Annotated in this window: 15 protein-coding genes; 4 read left to right on the forward strand and 11 right to left on the reverse strand. The window is 41.1% G+C overall.

Annotation, left to right across the window (positions count from 1 at the left end):
• Nucleotides 1–171: 171 nt before the first annotated feature.
• Nucleotides 172–372, reverse strand: a complete 201-nt coding sequence (locus M1D52_RS11950) for a hypothetical protein (RefSeq protein WP_013667181.1) — start codon at nt 370–372, stop codon at nt 172–174.
• 151 nt (nt 373–523) lie between these two features.
• Between M1D52_RS11950 and M1D52_RS11955 the strand changes: the two genes are divergently transcribed.
• The gene (locus tag M1D52_RS11955) at nt 524–745 is read left to right on the forward strand and encodes a hypothetical protein (protein ID WP_130855813.1); all 222 of its coding nucleotides are present in this window, start codon (nt 524–526) and stop codon (nt 743–745) included.
• A 67-nt stretch (nt 746–812) separates the two neighbouring features.
• On the forward strand, nt 813–1,892 hold the full coding sequence (locus M1D52_RS11960) for a Gfo/Idh/MocA family protein (RefSeq protein ID WP_437392659.1): 1,080 nt from the start codon (nt 813–815) through the stop codon (nt 1,890–1,892).
• Between the two features lie 39 nt (nt 1,893–1,931).
• Here the strand turns inward: M1D52_RS11960 and M1D52_RS11965 are convergent, their stop codons facing one another.
• The 5 genes from M1D52_RS11965 to M1D52_RS11985 all read right to left on the reverse strand — a co-directional run bounded on the left by M1D52_RS11965 (nt 1,932) and on the right by M1D52_RS11985 (nt 14,636).
• Nucleotides 1,932–2,798, reverse strand: a complete 867-nt coding sequence (locus M1D52_RS11965) for a hypothetical protein (protein ID WP_437360996.1) — start codon at nt 2,796–2,798, stop codon at nt 1,932–1,934.
• A 19-nt stretch (nt 2,799–2,817) separates the two neighbouring features.
• Nucleotides 2,818–4,407, reverse strand: coding sequence for a RagB/SusD family nutrient uptake outer membrane protein (locus M1D52_RS11970; RefSeq protein ID WP_377608753.1), 1,590 nt, complete (start codon nt 4,405–4,407; stop codon nt 2,818–2,820).
• Between the two features lie 19 nt (nt 4,408–4,426).
• Nucleotides 4,427–7,522 carry a SusC/RagA family TonB-linked outer membrane protein gene (locus M1D52_RS11975; RefSeq protein WP_437392660.1) on the reverse strand — a complete coding sequence of 1,032 codons (3,096 nt, stop codon included), beginning with the start codon at nt 7,520–7,522 and terminating at the stop codon, nt 4,427–4,429.
• 39 nt (nt 7,523–7,561) lie between these two features.
• Nucleotides 7,562–10,420 carry a glycoside hydrolase family 31 protein gene (locus tag M1D52_RS11980; protein WP_377608757.1) on the reverse strand — a complete coding sequence of 953 codons (2,859 nt, stop codon included), beginning with the start codon at nt 10,418–10,420 and terminating at the stop codon, nt 7,562–7,564.
• 202 nt (nt 10,421–10,622) lie between these two features.
• Nucleotides 10,623–14,636: a hybrid sensor histidine kinase/response regulator transcription factor gene (locus M1D52_RS11985; protein WP_437392661.1), complete on the reverse strand. Its 4,014-nt coding sequence runs from the start codon at nt 14,634–14,636 to the stop codon at nt 10,623–10,625.
• A gap of 391 nt (nt 14,637–15,027) precedes the next feature.
• On the opposite strand from M1D52_RS11985, the gene dnaE reads away from it, so the two are divergent.
• Nucleotides 15,028–19,509 carry a DNA polymerase III subunit alpha gene (gene dnaE / locus M1D52_RS11990; RefSeq protein WP_437392662.1) on the forward strand — a complete coding sequence of 1,494 codons (4,482 nt, stop codon included), beginning with the start codon at nt 15,028–15,030 and terminating at the stop codon, nt 19,507–19,509.
• Between the two features lie 118 nt (nt 19,510–19,627).
• Nucleotides 19,628–19,948 carry a thioredoxin gene (trxA, locus tag M1D52_RS11995; RefSeq protein ID WP_013667172.1) on the forward strand — a complete coding sequence of 107 codons (321 nt, stop codon included), beginning with the start codon at nt 19,628–19,630 and terminating at the stop codon, nt 19,946–19,948.
• Nucleotides 19,949–20,005: 57 nt separating this feature from the next.
• Here trxA and M1D52_RS12000 read toward each other — a convergent pair whose 3' ends face one another.
• The 5 genes from M1D52_RS12000 to M1D52_RS12020 form a co-directional block, all read right to left on the reverse strand.
• Nucleotides 20,006–21,196 (reverse strand): aspartate aminotransferase family protein, encoded by a 1,191-nt coding sequence (locus M1D52_RS12000; RefSeq protein ID WP_013667171.1) that lies wholly within the window; start codon nt 21,194–21,196, stop codon nt 20,006–20,008.
• Nucleotides 21,197–21,273: 77 nt separating this feature from the next.
• On the reverse strand, nt 21,274–21,675 hold the full coding sequence (locus M1D52_RS12005; RefSeq protein ID WP_013667170.1) for a hypothetical protein: 402 nt from the start codon (nt 21,673–21,675) through the stop codon (nt 21,274–21,276).
• Between the two features lie 6 nt (nt 21,676–21,681).
• On the reverse strand, nt 21,682–22,377 hold the full coding sequence (locus M1D52_RS12010) for a hypothetical protein (protein WP_437392663.1): 696 nt from the start codon (nt 22,375–22,377) through the stop codon (nt 21,682–21,684).
• A 42-nt stretch (nt 22,378–22,419) separates the two neighbouring features.
• Nucleotides 22,420–22,965: an RNA polymerase sigma factor gene (locus M1D52_RS12015; RefSeq protein ID WP_013667168.1), complete on the reverse strand. Its 546-nt coding sequence runs from the start codon at nt 22,963–22,965 to the stop codon at nt 22,420–22,422.
• A 66-nt stretch (nt 22,966–23,031) separates the two neighbouring features.
• Nucleotides 23,032–23,985 (reverse strand): transketolase family protein, encoded by a 954-nt coding sequence (locus M1D52_RS12020; RefSeq protein ID WP_309012871.1) that lies wholly within the window; start codon nt 23,983–23,985, stop codon nt 23,032–23,034.
• Nucleotides 23,986–24,011 lie beyond the last annotated feature (26 nt).

Below are 24,011 nucleotides of genomic sequence, written 5' to 3' on the forward strand. Positions count from 1 at the left end.
TCACCTGTTTGTGTTAATGACCATCTTCCCCCGGTAAACCTTCAGCACTCAAATAGTTGTGCAGAATAGAAAAAACAAAGGTATCAAACTTTGATAAAAGACAGGGCCGATCTTGTTTTAAATAACGTTTTTTTTGTTTTTTATACTTGATATTATTGGCAACTTTACTGCTTAGGTAAGCATCCACACAATGATCAGAATAACGACAATCAGCGCCAGTATCAAAAATAAAAATCTTCCTGAACCTCTGTCTGTTTTTTCGAATGCTTCCGGTGCGGGTCCTGGATTTTCTTTATGTGCCACATAATCCTCTTCAGCCTTCGTTTTACTGCTGTTTTTATCATTATCTACCATTTTCTCTCTTCCTGTCATTTTATTAATGCGTCCATCTGAGCTGTTTTTACATTCTTAACTCTAAACACGCTTTTGGACAAAAGGTTTAGCCTAATTCATCCTTTATCTCAGATAAAATCAACAACAAAGCGCTTGTTAAATTGTATTAATAGGGAAGAAGCTTTTTGATATGCATACAGATAAAGAGATTAAGGACTGGGTTTGCAGTCACATTCACCAACTTATTCAGGAAAATGAGGCCTCAAGTGAAACTGAATTCAAAACGAGTGTCGATATAGAAGGGGAGGATGGCCGTGTACATACTTATACTGTTTTTCTGGAAAGAAGCAATATAAATGACAGGGAAGAATGGATTGTCCGTAACATTGTTAGACCGGAGCAATTGCAATAATTAGGATACAATGGCTTTTTGTTTGCCTGAATCACTACCTTTAGCCTGACAGAATAGCCATACACTCATGAATCTATTATTTAAAGTAACGCTTGCTATTGTTTTGCTTATGCCTAACCATCTATTCAGTAGGGAGGTATTAAAAGTTGCCGTGGCTGGCCTAAACCATGATCATGTACATCTTTTGCTGAATTTGTATGAGCAACGGAAAGTTGATATAGTAGGAATAGCTGAATCAGATGAACAGTTAGTGCGAAGAATGCAAACAAGGTATAAAATTCCGGGCAATCTGTTTTACAAAGATCTTGCTACCTTATTACAACATGTAAAGCCAACCGTTGTACTCGCGTACAATCCCACGAATGAGCATGTACAGGTTGCTGAATTATGCATGCCGCTCAAAATACCCGTCATGGTAGAAAAGCCTTTAGCGACCAATACGGGGGAAGCTGCACGGATTGCTCAATTAGCAGAAGAGAATGCCACGCTATTTTTAACTAATTACGAAACTACCTGGTATAGAAGTAACCAACGTCTCAAAGCTTTGCTTCCTGAACAAGCAGCTGGAACTATTAGGAAAATGATGGTGAAAGATGGTCATGAAGGCCCTAAAGAAATAGGATGTAGCGAAGATTTCCTTAATTGGTTAACTGATCCGGTAAAGAATGGGGGCGGTGCTTTAATGGATTTCGGGTGTTATGGAGCTAATTTGATGACTTGGCTTAAAAACGGAGAAAGACCGAAGGCCGTTATGGCTATCACCAAACAGCTCAAACCCATGATTTATCCGAAAGTAGAGGATGATGCTACCCTTGTTCTTGAATATGCGGATGGCAGCACGGGGATTATCCAAGCTTCCTGGTGCTGGCCTTATAGCGTTAAGGATTTACAGGTGTTTACTACGAAAGAGCAGTGGCACGCAGTAAATGGGACCACGCTCCTGAAGTATACTTCGCATCAGAAACCAGAATCGATTTCGCTTACAAACGAGTATTACGAAAATCATGTAGCCTATCTAGAAGCCCTTTTAAAAGGTGAGGTGCGAGCAGACGACGATTTGTCTTCTTTAAACAATAATGTGATTGTTGTAGAAATTTTAGAAGCTGCAAAAAAATCAGCTATGGAAGGTAAGCGTGTTGAGTTGTAAAATAGAAAGCAGGCTTCATACGAAGCCTGCTTTCTATTTTTACTTATTTTGACTTTCAGCAAAGTCTTTAGCTATAAAATTGTATACCAATAGCGCTAAGCCTTCACCGTCGACATCCTTATCACGGTAAACTCCTAATCGCAGCGTGTTTTCATCAAGGGCTAAAATTTCGTAGGTAGTCCAATTAGATATACCGGTAATACCGTTTTTAGCCGGCTTATATCCTCTGAGTATCGTTCCTCCGTTTATCGTTAAGGTTTTGTCGGCTATATTTAGCATATAGGTGCCTTTTTCTTGAACGTTATTTTCCATCCTCTTGATGTTCCGGAAATCGGGACTTGTTAAGAGCGAGAAGGTCATTTCACCATAATCTCCTCGTGCCATATTGTCGGGATAGATTCCTTGCCCGGCATCCCACCAAATAGTCGAGAAATTATTGGGATCAACAAAAGTCATCGGACCCTCAAAAAAAAGGCCGTCGGTGTCGAGCACCCAAGTTTTTTCATGACCGGCGCCACCGGATATATAGGTCCACATAGGATCGCTAACATAATTGAGATTATTCTCAGTAACTGTGATTTTCACAGAATCAACCTCAACAATACCACCACCTGTCATAGCCGAAAACTTAATCGTGTAATCGCCTTTAAATGCATAATGAATGGTATCTTGTTGTCGGGTTGATTTTCCGGTTTGATAATCCCATATGGATACTGTACTAGCTGTGTTATTTTTCAATATAACCGTATTACCACCTGCATCGGCATTGAAATCTTGCACAACTTCGAACTGGATTTGGGACTTATCCAAAGGTTCATCCAATTGATAGTCTTTTTTCTGACAGGAGCTTATCAGTATAGTGATACAAGTCACGATCAGCGCTATATTTATTTTCTTTGCTTTCATTTTTAATAGCTTTAGTATGTTACCACCCTGCATTTTGAACCAGTACACCATTAGACAGGGTTATTTGATTGTTCGGAATTTGTTGTAATCCGTTTGTTTCATTGATTTTCCCGGCACTGATCGTTTTACGCACTTCTTGGCCCCCGTTTAATACGGTGGTGCTTTCAGCGATTGTTGAAGCGGCTACGTCTACGCCTTGGCGTAGTAAATCCCAGTAACGAATTCCTTCTAACGCAAATTCAAGCTTGCGCTCATTCATAATGGCCGACTGACTAACCGGTTGAGCGGAAAAATTAGTGCCAAAAGCACGCCTGCGTACGGCATCAAAATAAGTTTGGGCGTTAGGGCTTCCAAGTTCTGCTGCCATTAAAAGCACATCCGCATAACGAATGGATACATAATCTTGGAATTGGCCAATTTGAAAGTTGACCCCTCCTTTGTTTACGGCAATGCTGTTTCCGTTTTCATCTACCAATGGGCTGTACTTTTTGTTGTAATAGCCGGTATACTCTCTTTGCTTACTTTGATTGGTGAAGTTGATGCCCTCTTCTGCGATGGCGATGATGGAAGCTGTTCTGCGACTATCATTTCTATTATAAGCATTCCATAACTTTGGATTGACAGTTGCGCCACCCCATCCGTTGCCATAAGGAAAACTCCATTGCTCGCGCATGCCAAACATAACCATCCAATGATTACCATCCGTATTTCCATCATAGTCGCTTGTAAAGGTATACTTGATAGCAAAAACGGTTTCTTTATTATCCTCTCCCACATAGTTTTCTAAGGAGGCTGGCCATAGATGAGCAAAATTCTCTACCAACGAAAAGCCTCCGTTATTGATAACGTCTTCCAAGTAGTTGAGTGCAGCATTACGGTCAACCACGCCTACCAAGTCGGTTTGCTTGTAGTAACCTGTATAATAAAGGAACACCCGGCCCATTAAACTTTCAGCTGCCCATTTTGTAACCCGCCCATAAGTGGCGGTTGGCTGGCTTGCGTAAGATGTTGCCGGCAAATTTTCTATAGCGAACTTAAGATCATTGGCTATAACCGTATAAACTTCATTAGGATCGGCTTGCGGTATATTTTCATTGCTCGGCTCCGTTAATAAAGGAACGTGCCCCCATAACCGGATCATATCAAAATACAAATAGGCACGGATAAAACGTGTTTCTGCTTCGTATACAGGACGCAGATCGGCTTTGTTTCCCCATTCTATACCGTCCAATTTTCCTAAGAGCATATTGCACCGATAGATTGCCTTATAATAGGCGATCCAATTATCAACAAATAAATTTTGGTCAGCGGGTGAACGTAGCCGATCAAATTCGTCCAACATTTGATAACCAAAGCCGTCCGAATTACCCGTACCACCAAAGCAGTTATCAGATAGGATCTCAGTGGCAACTGGTAAGCTAACGCCACCGGCCCAAACGATCTGTAAACCATCGTAACAGCCGACAAGAGCTTTATATGCATCGTCCGTGGTACGATAAAAGTTTTCATCCGTCAATTCGGTTATTGGCTCTGTATCTAAAAATCCTTTCGTGCACGATCCTAATGTTAACGTGCTCGCTAAAAGCGTATAGAGAATGAAATTTTTCATTTTTTCAATAGATAATTGGTTAAAAAGTAATGTTGGTTCCAATCATAAAAGTTCTTGGGCGTGGATAATAACCTAGGTCGACACCACTGGCAAATCCTTCGGCATATCCTATTTCCGGATCCATACCGTCATATTTCGTAAAAGTGAAGGCGTTCAATACAGAAGCAAATAGGCGAACTTTTCTTAAATAATTCTTTTTAATGATTTTTCCGAAATCATAACCCAATGTAATGGTACTTATACGAAGGAAATCACCGTCATGAATGTATAGGTCAGAAAAGTTAGTCCAGTTACGTGCATCTTCGGTAATGCGAGGAGTGGTATTCGATGATCCCGGCCCGTGCCAACGGTCAAGTATGGCGGTTGTGTAATTGGAATATGGATCCGTATGATTGCGGTACGATTGCACTAATTGATTACCTGCCACGCCCGAAGCCTGAATTGCTAAATCGAAACCTTTATAATTAGCTGTAATACTGAAACCATAAGTAAAGTCGGGGTTTGGGTTGCCAATCATGGTTTTATCCGTTTCGCCGATCTGTCCGTCACCGTTTACATCAACATAACGAACATCTCCCGGTTGTGCACTGGGTTGTATAAGCGTACCATTGGCATTGCGGTAGCTGTTAACCTCGTCTTCAGTCTGGAAAATCCCATTTGTTTTATATCCCCAGAAATAGCCAATGGGAAAGCCGTTTTGTGCACGATAAAACTCACCGGAGTTAGCAAACAGTAAATTGTTGGCACCATGGATAATTCCGTCTGCAGTGGGTATACTGCCTACTTTATTTTTATTGTAAGTACCATTAAGGCCTACACTGTAGTTAAACTCACCAATATGATCATGATAATTCAATGCAAGTTCTACACCGGTGTTTTTCACATCACCGCCATTTATAAATGGTCCGTCTGCTCCCGCTGTTGCCAACACGGGAACCTGGATTAACCAATCTTTTGTGATTTTATCATACCAATCAAAGGCAATGTCCAGTCGATTTTGTAACAATCGGGCATCGAAGCCGATGTTTGTCTGTTGCGAAGTTTCCCATTTCAGGTTAACATTGCTTAAGCGACTTGGATAGGCGCCCGGTGTAAGCACACCTTCTTGATTTCCAAAGATGTAATTGGTATTCAGGAATGTTACCGGCGACATAAATTGAAAGGCATCTATTCTTTGATTACCAACCTGTCCCCAGCTCGCCCTTAGTTTAAAGAAATCCAACCAGTTTTTGGTGCTTTCTGCAAAAGCCTCATTGGAGATAACCCAACCGGCAGAAATGGACGGAAAATATCCCCAACGATTACCGCGCGCAAATCGCGATGAACCATCCGCTCTAAAGGTCGCATTTAATAAATACGTGCCTTTATAGTTATAGTTAAGCCGTCCAAAATAGGACATGCGCTTATCCGCATCATCGGGTGCACCCCTTAAGGTCATCTGTGCTGCATCATTAGCGTTGGTGGCATTAGATAACCAGGCGTGCTCTAGATCGTTGAAGACCGCATTTATATTGGCTCCCCAGATACTCGATCCATCGTATTGAAAGGCCGAAGATCCAACCATGGCCTCAAAGTGGTGATCGTCTTTTATATCGAACGTATAACTAAGTAAATTATCCCATAGGAGGGATTTATTCTTTCCCATATTTTGATTAATTCTGGAAAAATCATTGAAAGAATAAGCAGAAAGCCTATATATGGGGGTAAAAGATCTACTTTCATTAACATTATAGTCCAGCCCTAAGCTGGTTCTAAAACGTAGGCCTTTAATAGGTTCTACTATTAAATAAACATCGCCAAATAAACGCTGACTATTGCGATCATTTTGATTGCTATAAAACATGGTTGCATAAGGGTTTGCCTCACCTGTGTTCCAAGAGGAATTGGTGTTGTCATAGAAATTCCCCTCTTCATCGTACATTGGCACCAAAGGACTGGTATTGAAAGCCCCCCTTAACGAGTTGTTGTATTGATTACCTACCCCAATCCCGTTACTGTTCAAATAGGTAAATGTGAGATGTTCTCCTAACCGTATAATGTCATTGTATAAGTTGTGTTCTGAATTGATGCGATAATTGAAACGCTCATAGTTGGATAAACTTTTACCTCCTACAATTCCCTCCTGCGACGTATACGCAAAGGAAGTCGAATAGGTTGATTTTGTACTGCCCCCTTGTGCACTTAGCGAATAATTTTGCGTTAATGCATTATCCTTGAACATTTCGTCCATCCACATGGTCCCTTCTCCGAGATTGGTTATCTCTTCATTCGTAAAATAAGGCACTTTTCCGGCGTTAATAGCTCCTTCGTTCATAATAATGGCGTATTGTTTGGCATTGAGCATATCGATTTTCCTTGCCAATTTTTGTAAGCCGGTATAAGTGTCCACGGAAATTTGTGCGGGCTGATCCGATTTACCTGTTTTAGTAGTAACGAGTATCACGCCATTGGCGGCCTGTGAGCCATAAATAGCCGCAGAAGCAGCATCCTTTAGCACATCTATGGAGGCGATGTCGTTGGGATTCAGGTAACTGATGTCGTTTGTTAAAACACCGTCTACTACGTAAAGTGGACTGGCATTGGCGATTGTTCCGACACCCCGGATGATGACACGCATGCTTTCTCCCGGCTGTCCGGAGGTTGAACTAATCTGAACCCCCGGTGTTTGTCCTTGTAAAGCTTGCAGTGCATTGGTTGTGCTTTGCTTTTGAATGTCATCGCCTTTTACTTGAACAGAGGCACCGGTTATCAACTTTTTCTGCTGCACGCCATAGCCTACCACTACTACCTCGTCTAGATTTCCTGTTGTTGGCTCGAGCGCGACGTTAATAGGTGCAGCGGATGTCAATTTTACTTCCTTTTCTTGCATACCGATATAGGAAAATATCAATGACTGGCCAACGTTGGCATTAATGGAGAAATTACCGTTTTCGTCGGTTGATATACCCTGAGCGGTCCCTTTGATTTTTACACTTACCCCTGGAATAGGAAGTCGGTCTTCCGTAGAGACCACCTTCCCTCTAATTGCTTGTTGGGCGAATGTCAATTGTACTGAAAATAGCAGTAAAAGAGCCCATAATTCAAGCTGTTTAATGGTTTTTTTGAATGTTAGCATATTCATGTTTTTAGGTCTTACCGTTGCTGGCTTGTTTATTTAATTGTTTGTTAGTTTTACCTTGATACTATTGCCCTTATAGCTCACGCTTGTGTTGGGTTTAGCTTGGCTATCTATACCGCTAGGTCGTTGCTTGCTGACAAAAACGATGTTAAACATCCGACTTTTAGGCGCGGCCGTGTAGTTTCCTGTTCTTTTTGAAAAGGTGACTGTTTTTGTTTGATCGTCGTATTCAATTTGAATGTAGTTAAAACCTCCTTTTTCATAGTTATAGGTGAGTCCATCGTCTTCATACAAGGTGAAATCGCCATTTCCGCCTTCGAAAACATACAACGTAGTGGCTTGATCATTTTTTTCGTCAGTATACTGTAAGGAGGGGCCCAACGGTAGAATGGAGCCCGCTTTAACAAAAACAGGTATACGCTCGAAGGGAGCAGGTGCATCGATTTGTTGGCCTCCTTGGACCTGTTCACCGGTGTAAAAGTTATACCAGGAAGTTCCGGTCGGTAAATAGAGGGTGCGACTGTTGGCTCCTTTACGGGTGACCGGGTTGACAAGCAAGGACGGACCCAACATAAACTGGTCGTTGATATTGTAAGTTTTAGTATCGCCGGTGAAGTCCATAGCCAATCCCCGTAGTATACTATAGTCATCGTGATAGGTTTTACAGGCTAAGCTATACAGATAGGGAAGCAACCGATAACGTAGGCGTATATAGTATACCATGCTATTGTAGGCCGGATGTCCTTCAGGAGCGATGTTAAAGGGCTCTCGGAACGGGAACTGCCCGTGTGCCCTAAAAATAGGCGTAAAAGCGCCAAACTGGTGCCATCTGCTATTTAGTTCGCGCCATTCTTCCTGATCGGCAGCTTGAGGTTGGTAATATCTTTTTTCAACTAAAAAGCCGCCAACATCCATTGTCCAATAGGGAAGTCCGGACATTGAGAAATTCACACCAGCTGCTATCTGGTCTTTCATATCATTCCAGGTAGAAGCAATATCTCCACTCCATGTGGCAGCGGCGTAGCGCTGCTGCCCGGAAAACCCTGAACGTGTAAGCATAAAAATTCGTTTATTAGGATCTTCCGCTCGCTGACCTTCATAAATTCCTTTGGCATTTTGCAATGGGAAGGCATTATAATAACGTGTCGAAGATCCGATAGACGGTTGAAACACGTCTTTCCTTTCCTGAACACTTATATTCGAATGAATATCCGGTTCGCTAGCATCCATCCAGAAAGCATCAACACCTTTTTGATAGAGCTTTTTATTGAGCAAGTCCCAGAATCCGCGTCTTGCCTCGGCATTGAAAGGATCGTAAAACGTAGAAGTGTATCCTTTTCCTATCCAATCTTTCCTGCCATCCGCAATGTTTCGTCTATATAGCCAACCATTTTCCATGAATTGAGAATAGGTGGTAGCTTCTTGGTTAAATTTAGGCCATACGGAAATCATGAGTTTGAAATGGTCTTTATGCAGTTGAGAGATCATTCCTGTTGCATCAGGGAAGCGTGCAGCATCAAAATTTTGGCCTCCCCAATCTTTTTCGGGCCAATATGACCAATCGAGTACAAGATTATCAATTGGAATGCGGCGCCGCCTAAATTCTTTGGCTACTTCTAGGATTTCAGCTTGCGTTTTATAGCGCTCGCGACTTTGCCAATAACCAAACACCCATTTGGGCATTACGGGTGCCTTTCCGGTAAGCGTACGATACCCACTGATTACGTGGTCCATATTACTTCCTTTAATAAAGTAGTAGTCAATGCCATCACCCGCTTCTGAATCGAAGCCAAAGATTCGTCGCCCTGCTTGTGGAATGGGGCGTTGCCAATTTATTCCTAAATACGACTGGGCGCCTTCCGGTTTCCAATCGATTTGTATGGCGTGTTTCTCATTGGCCTCCGTGGCGAATTCCAATTCGAAGCTTCCGGCATTCCATGATTCCCTCCACCGGTCCTGTAAAAGTTTGCCGTCGATCCAAACCTTGATATAGCCTGCATACTTAAAGTGTAGACGTTGTTTGCCGGTTAAAGGAGAGCTAAAGTGACCCTCGTAACGAACTAAACACTTGGAGAGGTCAATTCCTTGAGGAAATTTATATAAATCACTCAGATCATTGTAATCGATATCCGATTCGGCGCGCGTTGTAAAAACCTCTTTTTCGTTTTCTTTATTTACATAGCTCGCTGTTAACCAGCCTTGTTGACCATCTTTTGCATACAATGCTAAACTGGATAAAGGCAATAGTTCGCGCGTGTCTCCGACTTTAGTAATAGCGTAATTATTCCATAAGAGCCCATAGTTTTTTGTAGACAATAACATTGGTACGGCAACATCGGTGTTGTATTGCAAAAGGGTGACTTGCTTGCCCTGGTAATTCATAATACCGTTTTGATGTTGGCCAAGTCCGTATAAGCCTTCGTCTTCACTTATTTTAAAATCTTGCTTTATTTTGTAAAACACATCACCGTTGGCAACGCCTGGAGTAAATGCTTGGGCATTTCTTGGCATTTCGTATAAGATGGTATCACCATTAGGATTTAAGAAGGCTATCTGGCCTGTCAGCAGGGAAATACTAAGTTGAAGCACTTTGTTTTTGAGGTGAATGGTATTCCCGGTTTCCTCAATAGCGTGTGGCGTCGACTTACTTTGAAGTGTATCGGTGATGGAAAGTTGGGCCGACTGCTTTACCGAGTTGTTTAAGGGGGTTGACCTGATATGTACAATGCTGTCACGAATGAATTCAATTGCTAGATTTTGATCAATCGTTCCGGGAGCATTTCTAAATGTCAACGAAATTCCGTTTTCAGTTTTTCGATAATCAGCTTTCTGTGCATTTACCAGTAGTGGTAAACTGCAACAAAGTAGGGCAAAAAGAGTAGGTAATTTTGGCATGTTTTGTTACAAAAAAAATTCTTGTTTTACAAGTTTTGGTTAGTTTGTTTTGGTTAGTCCTGTAAAACTTGTGAGACAAAACTACGCGTACACCCAATATGGGAGGGGACGGAAATGTTTATAAATAGGGGTATTTTGGTTAACAATATAGATCTGGATGCTTGCTTTATCGCGTTTTTTCGTCGCAAACGGTATAGAAAATCTACTGATTCTGTTTATACACAGAAGGCAATACCGCATACATTGCCTTAAAATATTTGCTGAATTGTTTAGGATTATTGAAACCGACTTGATAAGCTACCTCTGCAACACTTAGATTGGATTTTGCCAGGAGTTGAGCGGCTTTGCGCAATCGAATATTACGAATAAACTCGGAGGGCGTATGGCCATTTAATGCTAAGAGGCGTTTATATAAACCTACGCGACTAATGTTTAGGGCTGCCGCTAAATCTTCTACTGAAAATGTCGTGTTGGCTATATTATCTTCCACGATTTTGGCTGCACGCCGTAGAAATTTTTCGTCCTCAGATTCAATGGCGGTGATAGAAGGAATAACTTCAAGTTGTTTTTTATAAGTTCTTTCCAATAATGTCTTTTGCTTTAATAGGTTGTCGATTTTTGCTATTAGCAACTGGAAATGAAAAGGTTTGATGATATAATCTGACGCGCCGGAATCAGTAGCTTTTAGCTGTATCGCTTCATCGCTATAGGCTGTCAATAACATAACGGGTATATGACGGGTTCGGGAATCGTCTTTTATCTTTTTGCATAAGTCAATACCCGAATCGCCGGGCATCTGTATATCCGAAATGATTAGGTCGGGATGTTGCCCAAGCGCTTTTACCCACGCTGATTGTGCATCAAAAGCATAATCAAGTTGAAACTTATACTTTAAGTTTTCATATAGGTAAAAAATCAAATCTTCATCATTATCAACCAAAAGTATTGATGGAAGCTTTTTCCCTTGCTCCCTTTTGTGCTTTTGTGGATGGAGATCGGGTCCAACTTCAGCTAGTGCAGATAGGGCATCGCTGTTTTTTTCAACATTAACAGGTAATGGTAGATCAATTGTAAAGGTGCTACCGACGTTCTCTTGGCTATTGAGTGTAATTGTTCCACCTAGCAATTGCACGTAATCATGTGTGATTGATAATCCAATACCGTTTCCTTGATTGTAAAAGTTCTTGGTGTCAACATGTTGAAAATAACGTTCAAAGATTTTTTCTTGCTGATCCGCGGGTATACCTATTCCCGTATCTTTCACTTTTATTTCTAAGTAATGTGAATTTGCGGCATCTTTTACTGTAAGTATTACCTCCACTTTACCATTTTTGTCGGTGAATTTCAGTGCATTACTTAATAGATTAAATGTAATACGCTCTATTTTTTCTTGATCGAAATAGGCGTAAAAGCTGCCCTTATTTGAGATGAATGAGAGTGTTATATGTTTTACGGCCGCCAGATCCATAAAAGAATCAACATGTTCTCTGATGTGCGAGATGATATCACCTAAAGTTAAGTCTATCTTTAGCTTGTTGCTGTCAACCTTTTTTAAATCAAGAAGTTGATTGACTAAATTCAATAACCTTTTGGCATTACGCTTCATGGTTTGCAACTGAGTCTTTTGTCCCTCATTTAGCTTTTCATCCAGTAATCGATCAATTGGTGCTAGGATGAGACTTAATGGTGTGCGGAATTCATGACTTATATTAGTGAAAAATTGTGTTTTAGTTCTGTCTAGCTCAACTGCCTGTTTAAAAGCTTCGCGCTCCTGTTGCAACCGAAATCGGCTTTTTTGTCGTTTCCTTTCAATATGTCGGATCAGTAAAAGCGAGGCAACAAGCAACAGAATGTAAGAGACATAGGCCAGAGGTGTTTTCCAAATGGGGGGAGCAATTTCAATGCGGAGTAAGGTATAGGGATCGCTCCATTGTCCGTTATCGAGCGACGCTTTTACCTTGAATTCGTAAACACCCGGATCCAAATTCGTAAAGGTTATTTTGTGATCGCCCTGGTCAGGTAACCAATTGTCGTTAAAACCTTCAAGCTGATAGAGAAACCGTCGATGCTCCTTCGTTATATACTCAAGCGGCGAGAAGGTAATTGTAAAAATATTCTGATCATAATTTAGGGATATGTTTTTGGTATAGGTAGGGGAATTGATTAAAATGGAACGACCATGATATTCTTTATCGATTTCCAATGTCTCGTTGAATAATGAGAAGGCTGTTATTACCGGTTTAAATGGCGCTTTTAATTTAGGAATATCCTTTGGGACGATGATGTTAAAACCAGCGGGCCCACCGAAAATAAGCTCTTCCGCTTTTGTTTTGTATACCGCATTTTCATTAAAAGAAAGGCCCTGAAGACCATCTTCGGTATGGTAATTTTTGATATCCGGTAATTCGTTATCGCTTTCCCGATAGTGTACGCATGAAAGGCCTTTTAAGGTACTTACCCAAAGTCTGCCCTGTGCGTCTTCTAATAAATTCAGCGTAAAATTATCAGGTAGGCCATTTGTATTCCGAAGAACTTGAAAGCTATTTGACCTAGGTTTATACAAGTTTAGACCATCTTGTGTAGCAATCCAAATACGGCCATGTTTATCTTGCAATAAATCCGAGATATAGTTATTGCTCAAGCTGTCTTTCCCGGTTCCGGCCGTAAACTTGTAAATGATTTCGTTAGATCGATTCAATATCACAATTCCCTGCGCACCTCCGACCCATAGATGTCCGTTTTTATCTTCCATCATGGCTGATATGTATTTCGGTATACCTGCATTGTTCACACTGACAAACCGATCGTATTCCGCTTCATAGTAATAAAGCCCGTTTGATAGCGTTCCTACCCATATCCTGCCTCTGCTATCCTGATAGATTTCCCATATATTATTATCATGAGGGTATCCATCCCGATCTGATTCAAGCGGGTATTGCTTAAACGTCTTGCCGTCGAACATATTTAGGCCGCCGTGGTAAGTGCCAACCCAAAGTCTATCTTTTGTGTCGAGCAGCATGCTGACAATAATATTGCTACTTAGGTCGTTGGGTAAGCCGGTTTGCTTATAAGTTTTGAACTGATTCTTGGCGCGGTCGAAATACAAAAGACCACCGCCATTTGTACCTATCCATAAATTGCCCTGACGATCTTCTGCAAATCGATTCACATCTTCAAAGGGTAACCCGGTTTGCTTGTTTACCAGCGGGAACATAAAAAGTTGCTTATGATAATAGCTTAGCCCTTGTTTATATGTTCCAACCCAAATGATTTGCTGGTCATCCTTATAGAGTGAAATGGTGCTGTTCTGTGCTATCGTGGAAGCATTGGCATCATGATGAAGAATATAGGACACGGAGAAATCCTTTTTGTGTAATAGATTAATTCCACCATGATCAGTTGCTAACCAGATATTGTTGTTTTCATCCTCGGTAATATGGGTAACTACATCCGTATTCAGCGAAGCAGGTTTGCTGTTTTTATGCAGGTGTCTGGAGTCTGTTTTTCCCTTTTGGAGGTAGTAAACACCAAGCGGAACATCTGTTGAGTAAACCCAAAGGTCGTCATGCCGATCACAAAATAGTTTAAAGATTGCACTAGACAAACCATCAACCGCTTTTGTGATCGCTTGAAGACGTTTTCTGCACACGAGGGTTTGAATATCTATAGTCTCTATCAATCCATTTGCGTAAATTGTATGCAATGTTCCATTGCTTTGCGAAAGCGCTATACCGGTTATGTTTTGTCCGTTGAGGCTTTGAAGGCGGACGCTCGTTTTTTTTACAGGATTATATCGATATAAGCCATTTCCAACAGTTAGAAACCAAAAATTCCCCTGACTATCTCGCTCTATTTGAATAATGTCTGTAGGTGGTAGTCCATAGGTTTTTAATACGCTATCTACATTCCTGACGAAATTTTCGTGTTTGTCCTGATAGATGTTTAAGCCTTTTTTGCTTTTTATCCACAGTTTGTTTTCAGGGCCGATAAACAGATCGATGATATTATTGTCCTTTATGCTGGTAATATTTGCGTTAGAGTGGCGGTAAACCTTGATTTGACGGCCATCGTACCGGTTTAAGCCCGCTGAAGTACCGAACCAAAGAAAACCGGTTGAATCTTTAATAATGGCGCTTATGTGGTTATTGGATAAGCCATGCTGCTCGTTCAACTGGTAGAATCGAATATTACCTATGCGTTGTGCTAACGTTGTCATTACGCTGCACAGCATCAAAATCAGGGTATATAGGGTAACTCGTCGCACGGTTAAGCAATTTATTTCGGTGGATCGACAGTAGATGATTAGATCAAAACTGTTGGTTATTGTTAGTTTTTGTTCCACCAAACCTATAGAAAATTGGCGTGATTTCCAATTTACTAAATAACCTTAGCTAAAATAAGCGTTCTTTTAATACAAACACTATAATATACCGGTAAAAAGCGAAATCTCTGATAGTTTGAACAGAATAGTGGTAGCGGAAAAAAACTTGTTTTCTCTACGGTATAATTTCTGACATATGTGGATACTTTTGTGTTCAGGTGACAAGCGGATACGTTTAATTTTCTGTAGTTTTGTGTCATCTTATTGCTCAATCCATTTAATAGCTATGTACTTAATTTTTGATACTGAAACGACAGGATTACCGAAACGTTGGGATGCACCCATTACCGATACAGATAATTGGCCGCGCTGTGTGCAGATAGCTTGGCAATTACATGACGATATGGGCCGTTTGATTGAGCATCAGGACTATCTGGTTAAGCCGGACGGTTTCAATATTCCTTATGATGCTGAACGGGTCCATGGTATCTCTACCGAGCTAGCTTTAGAACAGGGAATTGATCTGGTCGAAGTGTTGGAAAAGTTCAATATTGCTTTGGATAAAGCCAAGTTTATTGTCGGACAGAATATCGGTTTTGACATCAATATTATGGGTTGTGAGTTTCATCGGATGGGAATTGCCACAACCATGGGCGAGAAGGCGGTATTGGATACCTGTACAGAGGTTACGGCAAATTTGTTACAGCTACCGGGAGGTAGGGGTGGTAAATTTAAACTTCCCAATCTGACAGAGCTGCATGCATATTTATTTGGAGTACCCTTCGCTGAAGCACATAATGCAACCGCCGATGTTGAAGCTACGACACGCTGTTTTCTAGAGCTGATCAAGAAGAATATTTTCACTGCGGCTGAGTTACAAGTTCAGGAAGATTATTTTGAGGTTTTTCGAACGAATAATCCAGATCCTATCGCGGCAGTTGGTTTACAGCATGTTAATCTGAAAGCAGCCTCTGATTCAATTAGGCAACGTTTAAAGGCTGATCAAGATAGCATTTCACAAAAAGAGCTTGACGCCAACAGAGAGGAGCTTAAAGAAGTCGACTACGTACACCTTCATAACCATACGCAATTTTCCATTTTGCAATCGACCATTTCTGTTTCCGATTTAGTGAAGGCCGCCGCTAAGCATAGAATGCCTGCTGTAGCAATTACTGATCATGCAAATATGATGGGCGCTTTTCACTTTGTCAGCAACGTGCTGAATCATAACAAGGCGGCAGAAGCCAAAAATAAAACAGCCGTGGAAAATGGAGAGGAGCCGAGCGAAGTGATCATTAAGCCTATCGTGGGCTGCGAATTTTTTGTTTGTGATAATCATGCGGATAAGACGAGAAAGGACAATGGTTACCAGATTGTAATGTTAGCAAAGAACAAGGCAGGCTACCATAACTTGGCCAAGATGTCTTCGTTAGCTTATACTGATGGATTTTATTATGTACCTCGTATCGATAGGAAGATAATTGAGCAATATAAAGAAAACATTATCGTCCTTTCAGGAAACTTATATGGTGAAATACCGAATAAGTTACTCAATATGGGAGAAAACCAGGCGGAGGAAGCTTTGATATGGTGGAAGGAGACTTTCGGTGAGGACTTCTATATCGAATTGATGCGACATGGCCAGGAAGATGAAAATCGTATCAATGCCAGTTTAGTTGAACTGGCAAGGAAACACGGGGTAAAACTTATTGCAACTAACAATACGTACTATATAAACAAGGAAGATGCGCATTCACATGACATTCTTTTATGTGTTCGGGATGCGGAGAAATTAGCGACACCTAAAGGGCGCGGTCGAGGCTTCCGTTACGGACTGCCCAATGAGGAGTACTACTTCAAATCGGGCGAAGAGATGAAGAAACTCTTTACCGACATCCCTGAAGCGATTGCAAACATCCAGGAGATTGTAGACAAGGTAGAGGTTTACTCACTTTATCGTAATGTACTTTTGCCAAAGTTTGATATTCCTGAAGAATTCCAGGTAGCAGAAGATCAGCTGGACGGCGGTAAAAGAGGAGAGAATAAATACCTTCGACATTTAACTTATGTAGGTGCCGCTAAGCGTTATAGCGAGATTACACCGGAGATAAGAGAGCGGCTTGATTTTGAGTTACAAACAATCGAAAAAACCGGTTACCCAGGCTACTTCCTGATTGTACAAGACTTTATTGCGGCGGCTAGAGAAATCGGCGTGTCCGTTGGGCCGGGTCGTGGCTCGGCTGCAGGCTCCGCGGTCGCTTATTGCTTGGGAATTACAAACATCGATCCAATTGCATATGATTTACTTTTTGAGCGTTTCCTAAATCCCGATCGTGTCTCCATGCCGGATATTGACATCGATTTTGATGATGAAGGCCGGGGACGGGTAATGGACTACGTTATAAATAAATATGGCGCCAATCAGGTAGCACAGATTATTACCTATGGTACAATGGCCGCCAAATCTTCTATTCGAGATACGGCAAGGGTGTTGGACTTACCATTATTTGAAGCGGACAAAATTGCGAAACTCGTACCAAATTTAAAGCTCAACAAGCTATTTAATATGGATGCACAGGCCTTGAAGAGCGCTTTAAGAACAGAAGAGCTTGAGAGTGTCCGCGAATTAATCAATTTGGCAAATGGTAATGATCTCGGAGCTGAAACAATCAGGCAGGCGAAAGCATTAGAAGGGTCTGTGAGAAATACAGGAATACATGCCTGTGGCGTAATCATTACGCCGGATGATATTACCAATTTCGTTCCTGTATCCACGGCGAAAGATTCCGAGCTTTACGTAACGCAGTTCGATAACTCGGTGGTTGAAAGCGCAGGTTTATTAAAAATGGACTTTCTGGGTTTGAAAACCTTAACCTTGATTAAGGACACGGTCAGCTTGGTGAAACATACGAAGGGGATTGAACTAAATCCTGACTTTTTTCCGATTGACGATGTGAAGACCTACGAGCTTTTCCAGCGCGGTGAAACGGTAGGTATTTTCCAATACGAATCGCCCGGCATGCAGAAGTATATGAAGGAGCTAAAGCCGACCGTTTTTGGTGACCTGATTGCTATGAACGCTCTTTATAGACCCGGGCCATTGGAATATATCCCCAGTTTTATCCGACGAAAAAATGGAGAGGAGCCCATTACCTACGATTTGGAAGCTTGTGAAGAGTACTTAAAAGAGACCTACGGTATCACCGTTTATCAAGAGCAGGTGATGCTTCTCTCCCAGAAGCTAGCCGGTTTTACCAAAGGTGAAGCGGACGTTTTGCGTAAGGCTATGGGTAAAAAGCAGCGCGATGTACTGGATAAAATGAAACCGAAGTTTGTGCAACAAGCAGCGGAAAAAGGACATGATGAAAAGGTTTTGGAGAAGATATGGAAAGATTGGGAGGCCTTTGCAAGTTATGCCTTTAATAAATCGCACTCCACTTGTTATGCGTGGGTGGCCTACCAAACAGCCTACTTGAAGGCTCATTATCCTGCCGAATATATGGCCGCTGTATTATCCAATAATATGAACGATATCAAGCAAATATCATTCTTTATGGAAGAGTGTAAACGAATGGGATTAACGGTTTTGGGTCCGGATGTAAATGAATCATTCTACAAGTTTACGGTGAACGACCAGGGAGCTATACGCTTTGGTATTGGTGCAGTAAAAGGAGTTGGAGCCGGCGCTGTAGACACCATTGTGAGCAATAGGGATGAAGGCAAGTATCTATCCATTGCCGATTTTGCCCGGCGCAGTAATCCACGTACGATCAATAAGAAGGTATACGAAAGTTTGGTGTATAGTGGGGCTTTTGACTGTTTTGGTATAAACAGGGCGCAATTCTTCCATGTGCCTGAGGGGCTAAGCCAAAATGGGATAGAGCGTCTAATAAAATATACGAATGATTACCAGTACAACAAAAATAATGCAGCTATGTCATTGTTCGGAGGAACCAGTGATGCGGATATTCCCGAACCATCCTTACCGCCATGCCCTGAATGGGGATTGATGGAGAAGCTGCGTTACGAAAAAAACGTTGTTAGTATGTATATAACCGGGCATCCAATGGATGACTATCGTTTGGAATTGGAGTATTTTTGTCAACACAAGGTGAGTCAACTCCACTTGATTGACAAAATGAAAGCCGGTGCAGGGAAAGATGCTGATAACGGACAGGACGCAGGACTAGAATCTCCAGAGGAAGGAGTAGAAGATGTCAAAACGGAATTTGCTAAGATAAAAAATAAGGATTTAGTAGTAGGAGGGATGGTCACCGCAGTTTACCATGGCATGACCAAAACGGGCAAACCCTATGGACGTATGACCTTTGAGGATTACAGCGATTCGTATGAAATGGCACTTTTTGGTGAAGATTATGTTAAATTTAAAGGGTTTATGAACGAAAACTACTTTTTGCAGATTAGGGGCACAGTTAGTGAACGTTTTCGACAACAAGATAATTGGGAGTTTAAAATCACTTCGATTCAACTATTGTCTGAGCTTCGGGATAAAATGGCGAAATCGATCAGTATTCAGGTACCGCTGCATGAACTGAACAATAAGTTTGTAGATAATCTGCAACAAATTATTCATAAGAATCAGCAGGAACAGGAAATTAGAAATTGTCAATTGAAGTTTGTATTGTTAGACTATGAAGATAAGGTAAGCTTAGAGATGCCTGCAAAGGGCATGAAAGTACATCTAAGTAATGAGTTTTTACAAGATTTGCGAGCTTTAACGGGCGATAGGGGCTATAAGTTAAATTAGTGTCAGATTGTCAGATACTATACTTTGGCAAAGCTTTTGAAAGTTATCTTTGTAATATCAATTCTAGGATGTAGGAAAATCTTGGATATAAATAATAAGCATATAAAATAAAAAGATAATGGCATTAGAAATCACAGATAGCAACTTTGATGAAGTTGTTTTGAAATCAGACAAACCCGTGTTGGTGGATTTTTGGGCAGAGTGGTGCGGACCATGCCGTATGGTAGGACCTGTTGTTGAAGAATTAGCAAAAGATTACGACGGTAAAGTTGTTGTAGGAAAAGTGAACGTGGATCACAACGCCGAAATTTCTACTAAATACGGAATTAGAAATATCCCGGCTTTATTGTTCTTTAAAAACGGTGAGATTGTGGACAAACAAATCGGTGCCGTGCCTAAGTCGGTTTTGGCTAGTAAGTTAGAAGCACAGTTAGCTTAGGTTTTCGCTGTTAGGTATTAGCTGTTAGCAAATTAGCTAATGGCTAAAGCCTAATAGCTATGCTGATAAACGATCCAAACCCTGTTTAATAACCGTACAAGCTGCTATTATTTCTTCCTCTTTAATAATTAATGGCGGAGAAACGCGCAAAGCCGTTTCGTGATGTAAAAACCAATCGATCATGACGCCATTTTCTGCACAGTATTTACTAACAGCTTCGACTTGCTGAAAAGACGTTAGCTGAATGCACATCATGAGGCCAATGCCTCTTACTTCTTTTATGAGTGGGTGCTTCAAATGAGCTTTGAATATTTCATGTTTCTGTGGAACAGTATCCATTAATTTCTCTTCCAAAATAACCGTTAAGGACGCCAGCGCTGCAGCACACGATACAGGATGTCCGCCGAAGGTGGTAATATGACCTAAGATCGGATTTTCTTTAATAACATCCATTATTTCTCTTCTAGCAATAAATGCCCCTATAGGCATACCTCCACCTAAGCCTTTTGCAGTTAATAATATATCCGGGACAATACCATAATGCTCAAAAGCGAAAAGTTTTCCAGTTCGTCCCAGCCCTGTCTGTATTTCATCTAGTATAAGAAGAGCTCCCGTCTCATTGCAACGTTTACGTAGCTGTTGCATATAATTTATATCCGGCACACGGATGCCTGCCTCTCCCTGTACGGCCTCAAGCACTACGCCAGCGGTATCTGTGGTGATTTTTGAGAGATCGTTGAGTTCGTTATAGTTGATATAAGTTATATTAGGAAGCAAAGGCTCATATGGTATTTTATATTTTTCATCTCCCATTAAACTGAGAGCACCTTGCGTACTTCCATGATAGGCCTTCTTCGCAGCAATAAACGCGGAGCGTCCGGTGTATTTTTTAGCTATTTTCATCGCTCCTTCAGTTGCTTCGGCGCCCGAATTTACGAAATAGATGTTGTTCAGGGTAGAAGGGAGTTGCTCTAACAACTTAGTAGCCAAGGCCACCTGAGGTGCTTGAATAAATTCGCCATATACGGTAACGTGGAGATATTTTTCCAGTTGATCGCGAATAGCCGTTAAAACTCGAGGATGCCGATGTCCGATATTACTAACAGCGAAGCCTGATACTAGATCCATATACTTTTGGCCGTCGGGCCCATAAAGGTAAAGCCCTTCTGCTTTTTCAATTTCTATTAATCGTGGGCTTGTAGACGTTTGTGCGGTATTCAATAAAAAAAGTTGGCGATTACTTAACATAGAAATCCTTTCAATTCACTCTGTGCGTCGAAGGTACAGATTTAAAATAGTATAGAGGTACGGGCGATAAAGATCTTTTACTCGTTTCGCCGGTCTTTCAACTCCTGCAATAGTTGCTCCCTAAATTCTCGCTCCGCTTCAAAGAATTTAGCGGTTCGTTGTGCATTTATTATAGGAATAAAAGCGTCACGATAACGCATCTTCAAAGCTAAGACCTCCGAGTCATAGTCTAATTCACTTCTCTTTTTTCCGGTTTTAGTTCGCCGTTGATGAATCAGTGCCCGCATTTCCCGCTGGTATTGATTATATAAGGGAAAAAAACGTTCAGCATCAGCCGGACTTAAGGAAAGTTCTTTGGTTATGTAAGCTATCTTGGCAGCTTCAATCTGCTTAAATCGATTTTGCTGATCTCTATCTTGAGCCTTCAGCGTGAAGATAGAAGCAACCAACAGTATATATGTAAAAAGTAATTTCTTCATTTCAAGTTAGATACTGTAATCCAAATAGGCTTCTATATCTTCTTCTGAAAATTTGGGTTTATCCATTTGAATGACACCATCAAATTGAGCTTCAAGAAAAGCAGCGTCTCCCGGTTCACTATAATACTCCAGATAGTTCACAATTTCATTATCGGGAATGCTTTTCAAAGTACGTTCAAAATTGTTGGATTGATACTGAAAGAAACCGTAAACACCTAAGCCGATTGCTATGCAAGCCGCTGCCGCATAGCCGATCCAGGTTAGATTCCGATTTTTCCTTCTTATTGGAAATGCAATCTCCCTTGTCTTTTCGTTTTTAGCTGTGGAAACTATCGCTTGATTGATTTTTTTATCTAATTGATCAAAATAATTTTGCGGTGTGACAAAACCCGAGGTCGTAACTTTTTCCCTTAGTTTTTCGATGAAAGGGTGATATTCAGTATCTTCAAACGTAGAATTTGCCAGTGTCAGGTTGTCTTCCTTTTCTATTTTGGCAATGATATGGTCACTAAGTGATTCAAAATACCCGTTTGGTACAGTGAAGCTTTTCTCCATATCGGAAATGATGGAGACACGTTGCATGATATTAGCTTCCAATCGATCAAAGTAATCCTTAGGCACAATAAATGGCGTATCCTTTGGATTAGGTGGCACCCCTTGTATGCCAGCTAAATCATCTTGATAATTACGTTCATTGTCCATAGTGCTCATAGTAACTCTTAGATATAGATTACGCTAAAAGGTTTAATCGTTATCACTAAAAAATTGTTCAATTTTTTTTACGGCTAAATGATAGGATGCTTTTAGCGCACCAACACTTGTTCCCAGGATTTCAGAAATTTCGTCATATTTTAGATCATCGAAATATTTCATATTAAAAACCAGTCGCTGTTTCTCCGGTAAGGTTAATAAAGCTTGCTGTAATTTTAGTTGAGCTTGGTTTCCGTTGAAGTAACTTGAGGTAGTGAGGGTGTCCGACAGATAGGAAGCAGAATCATCATCTAAGGATATACTTTGATACTGCTTCTTTTTATTTAAAAATGTAATACACTCATTGGTTGCGATACGATAAAGCCATGTGTATAGCTGCGCATCGGCTCTAAAGTTCTCCAGATTTTTCCAAACTTTTACAAAAATATCCTGCACCAAATCATCCGCGTCATCGTGATCTACTACCAGTCTACGGACATGCCAGTAAATCCGCTGCTGGTATTTTTTTAGCAATAAATTAAAAGCCTCATTTCGAGTTCTTTCGTTAGAGAATTTTTCAATTATTATTGAATCTTCCATTAGAGAGCTTGATGGTTGATAACAACGGAAGGAAACCTGTTACCTTCCGTTGCTAACCTAAACCATTTATTTTCTTTTGATAACTTTCTGAGCGGCGCTAACAATACTCGTAGCATTTAGTCCGTATTTCTCCATTAATTGTGCAGGTGTGCCACTTTCTCCGAAGCTGTCGTTAACAGCAACATATTCTTGGGGAGCTGGATGGTTTTTAACCAACACTTGGGATACGCTATCACCTAAGCCGCCAAGACGGTTGTGCTCTTCTGCTGTCACCACACAGCCGGTTTTAGCCACAGACTTTAAGATTGCTTCTTCGTCCAAAGGTTTAATGGTATGAATATTTATAATTTCAGCGTCTATTCCCAATGCAGCAAGCTGTTCTCCTGCTTGAATAGCTTCCCAAACTAAGTGACCGGTTGCAATAATCGTAACATCGGAACCCTCGTTTACCATCCAAGCTTTGCCGATTTCAAATTTTTGATCCGGGTCGGTAAAGATTGGTACGACAGGGCGGCCGAAACGAAGATAAACAGGACCATCGTAGTCGGCGATCGCGATCGTTGCGGCTTTTGTCTGGTTATAATCGCAAGGATTAATCACCGTCATACCGGGCAACATTTTCATTAAACCGATATCTTCCAATATCTGATGTGTAGCGCCATCTTCGCCTAATGTTAGACCGGCATGTGAGGCACATATTTTAACATTTTTTCCGGAGTAAGCGATAGACTGGCGGATTTGATCATAAACTCTTCCCGTGGAGAAGTTTGCGAAGGTTCCGGTGTAGGGTATTTTTCCGCCAATGGTTAAACCGGAAGCAATTCCCATCATATTAGCTTCAGCAATTCCTATCTGGAAGAATCTTTCCGGAAAATCTTTGATGAATGCATCCATTTTTAATGATCCAACTAAATCGGCACACAGTGCAACGACATTACTGTTTTTTTTGCCTACTTCATGTAAACCAGCTCCAAAGCCCGAACGCGTGTCTTTCTTGTCCGTATATGTATATTTCTTCATTTCGTAATATTGAATAGTGTATGACC

It is taken from the genome of Olivibacter sp. SA151, assembly GCF_054130995.1.

Excerpts from the sequence above, each read along its gene's own strand:
- M1D52_RS11950 (WP_013667181.1), bottom strand. The coding sequence starts at position 372 with ATGACAGGAAGAGAGAAAATGGTAGATAATGATAAAAACAGCAGTAAA.
- M1D52_RS11955 (WP_130855813.1), top strand. The coding sequence starts at position 524 with ATGCATACAGATAAAGAGATTAAGGACTGGGTTTGCAGTCACATTCAC.
- M1D52_RS11960 (WP_437392659.1), top strand. The coding sequence starts at position 813 with ATGAATCTATTATTTAAAGTAACGCTTGCTATTGTTTTGCTTATGCCT.
- M1D52_RS11965 (WP_437360996.1), bottom strand. The coding sequence starts at position 2,798 with ATGAAAGCAAAGAAAATAAATATAGCGCTGATCGTGACTTGTATCACT.
- M1D52_RS11970 (WP_377608753.1), bottom strand. The coding sequence starts at position 4,407 with ATGAAAAATTTCATTCTCTATACGCTTTTAGCGAGCACGTTAACATTA.
- M1D52_RS11975 (WP_437392660.1), bottom strand. The coding sequence starts at position 7,522 with ATGCTAACATTCAAAAAAACCATTAAACAGCTTGAATTATGGGCTCTT.
- M1D52_RS11980 (WP_377608757.1), bottom strand. The coding sequence starts at position 10,420 with ATGCCAAAATTACCTACTCTTTTTGCCCTACTTTGTTGCAGTTTACCA.
- M1D52_RS11985 (WP_437392661.1), bottom strand. The coding sequence starts at position 14,636 with ATGACAACGTTAGCACAACGCATAGGTAATATTCGATTCTACCAGTTG.
- dnaE (WP_437392662.1), top strand. The coding sequence starts at position 15,028 with ATGTACTTAATTTTTGATACTGAAACGACAGGATTACCGAAACGTTGG.
- trxA (WP_013667172.1), top strand. The coding sequence starts at position 19,628 with ATGGCATTAGAAATCACAGATAGCAACTTTGATGAAGTTGTTTTGAAA.
- M1D52_RS12000 (WP_013667171.1), bottom strand. The coding sequence starts at position 21,196 with ATGTTAAGTAATCGCCAACTTTTTTTATTGAATACCGCACAAACGTCT.
- M1D52_RS12005 (WP_013667170.1), bottom strand. The coding sequence starts at position 21,675 with ATGAAGAAATTACTTTTTACATATATACTGTTGGTTGCTTCTATCTTC.
- M1D52_RS12010 (WP_437392663.1), bottom strand. The coding sequence starts at position 22,377 with ATGGACAATGAACGTAATTATCAAGATGATTTAGCTGGCATACAAGGG.
- M1D52_RS12015 (WP_013667168.1), bottom strand. The coding sequence starts at position 22,965 with ATGGAAGATTCAATAATAATTGAAAAATTCTCTAACGAAAGAACTCGA.
- M1D52_RS12020 (WP_309012871.1), bottom strand. The coding sequence starts at position 23,985 with ATGAAGAAATATACATATACGGACAAGAAAGACACGCGTTCGGGCTTT.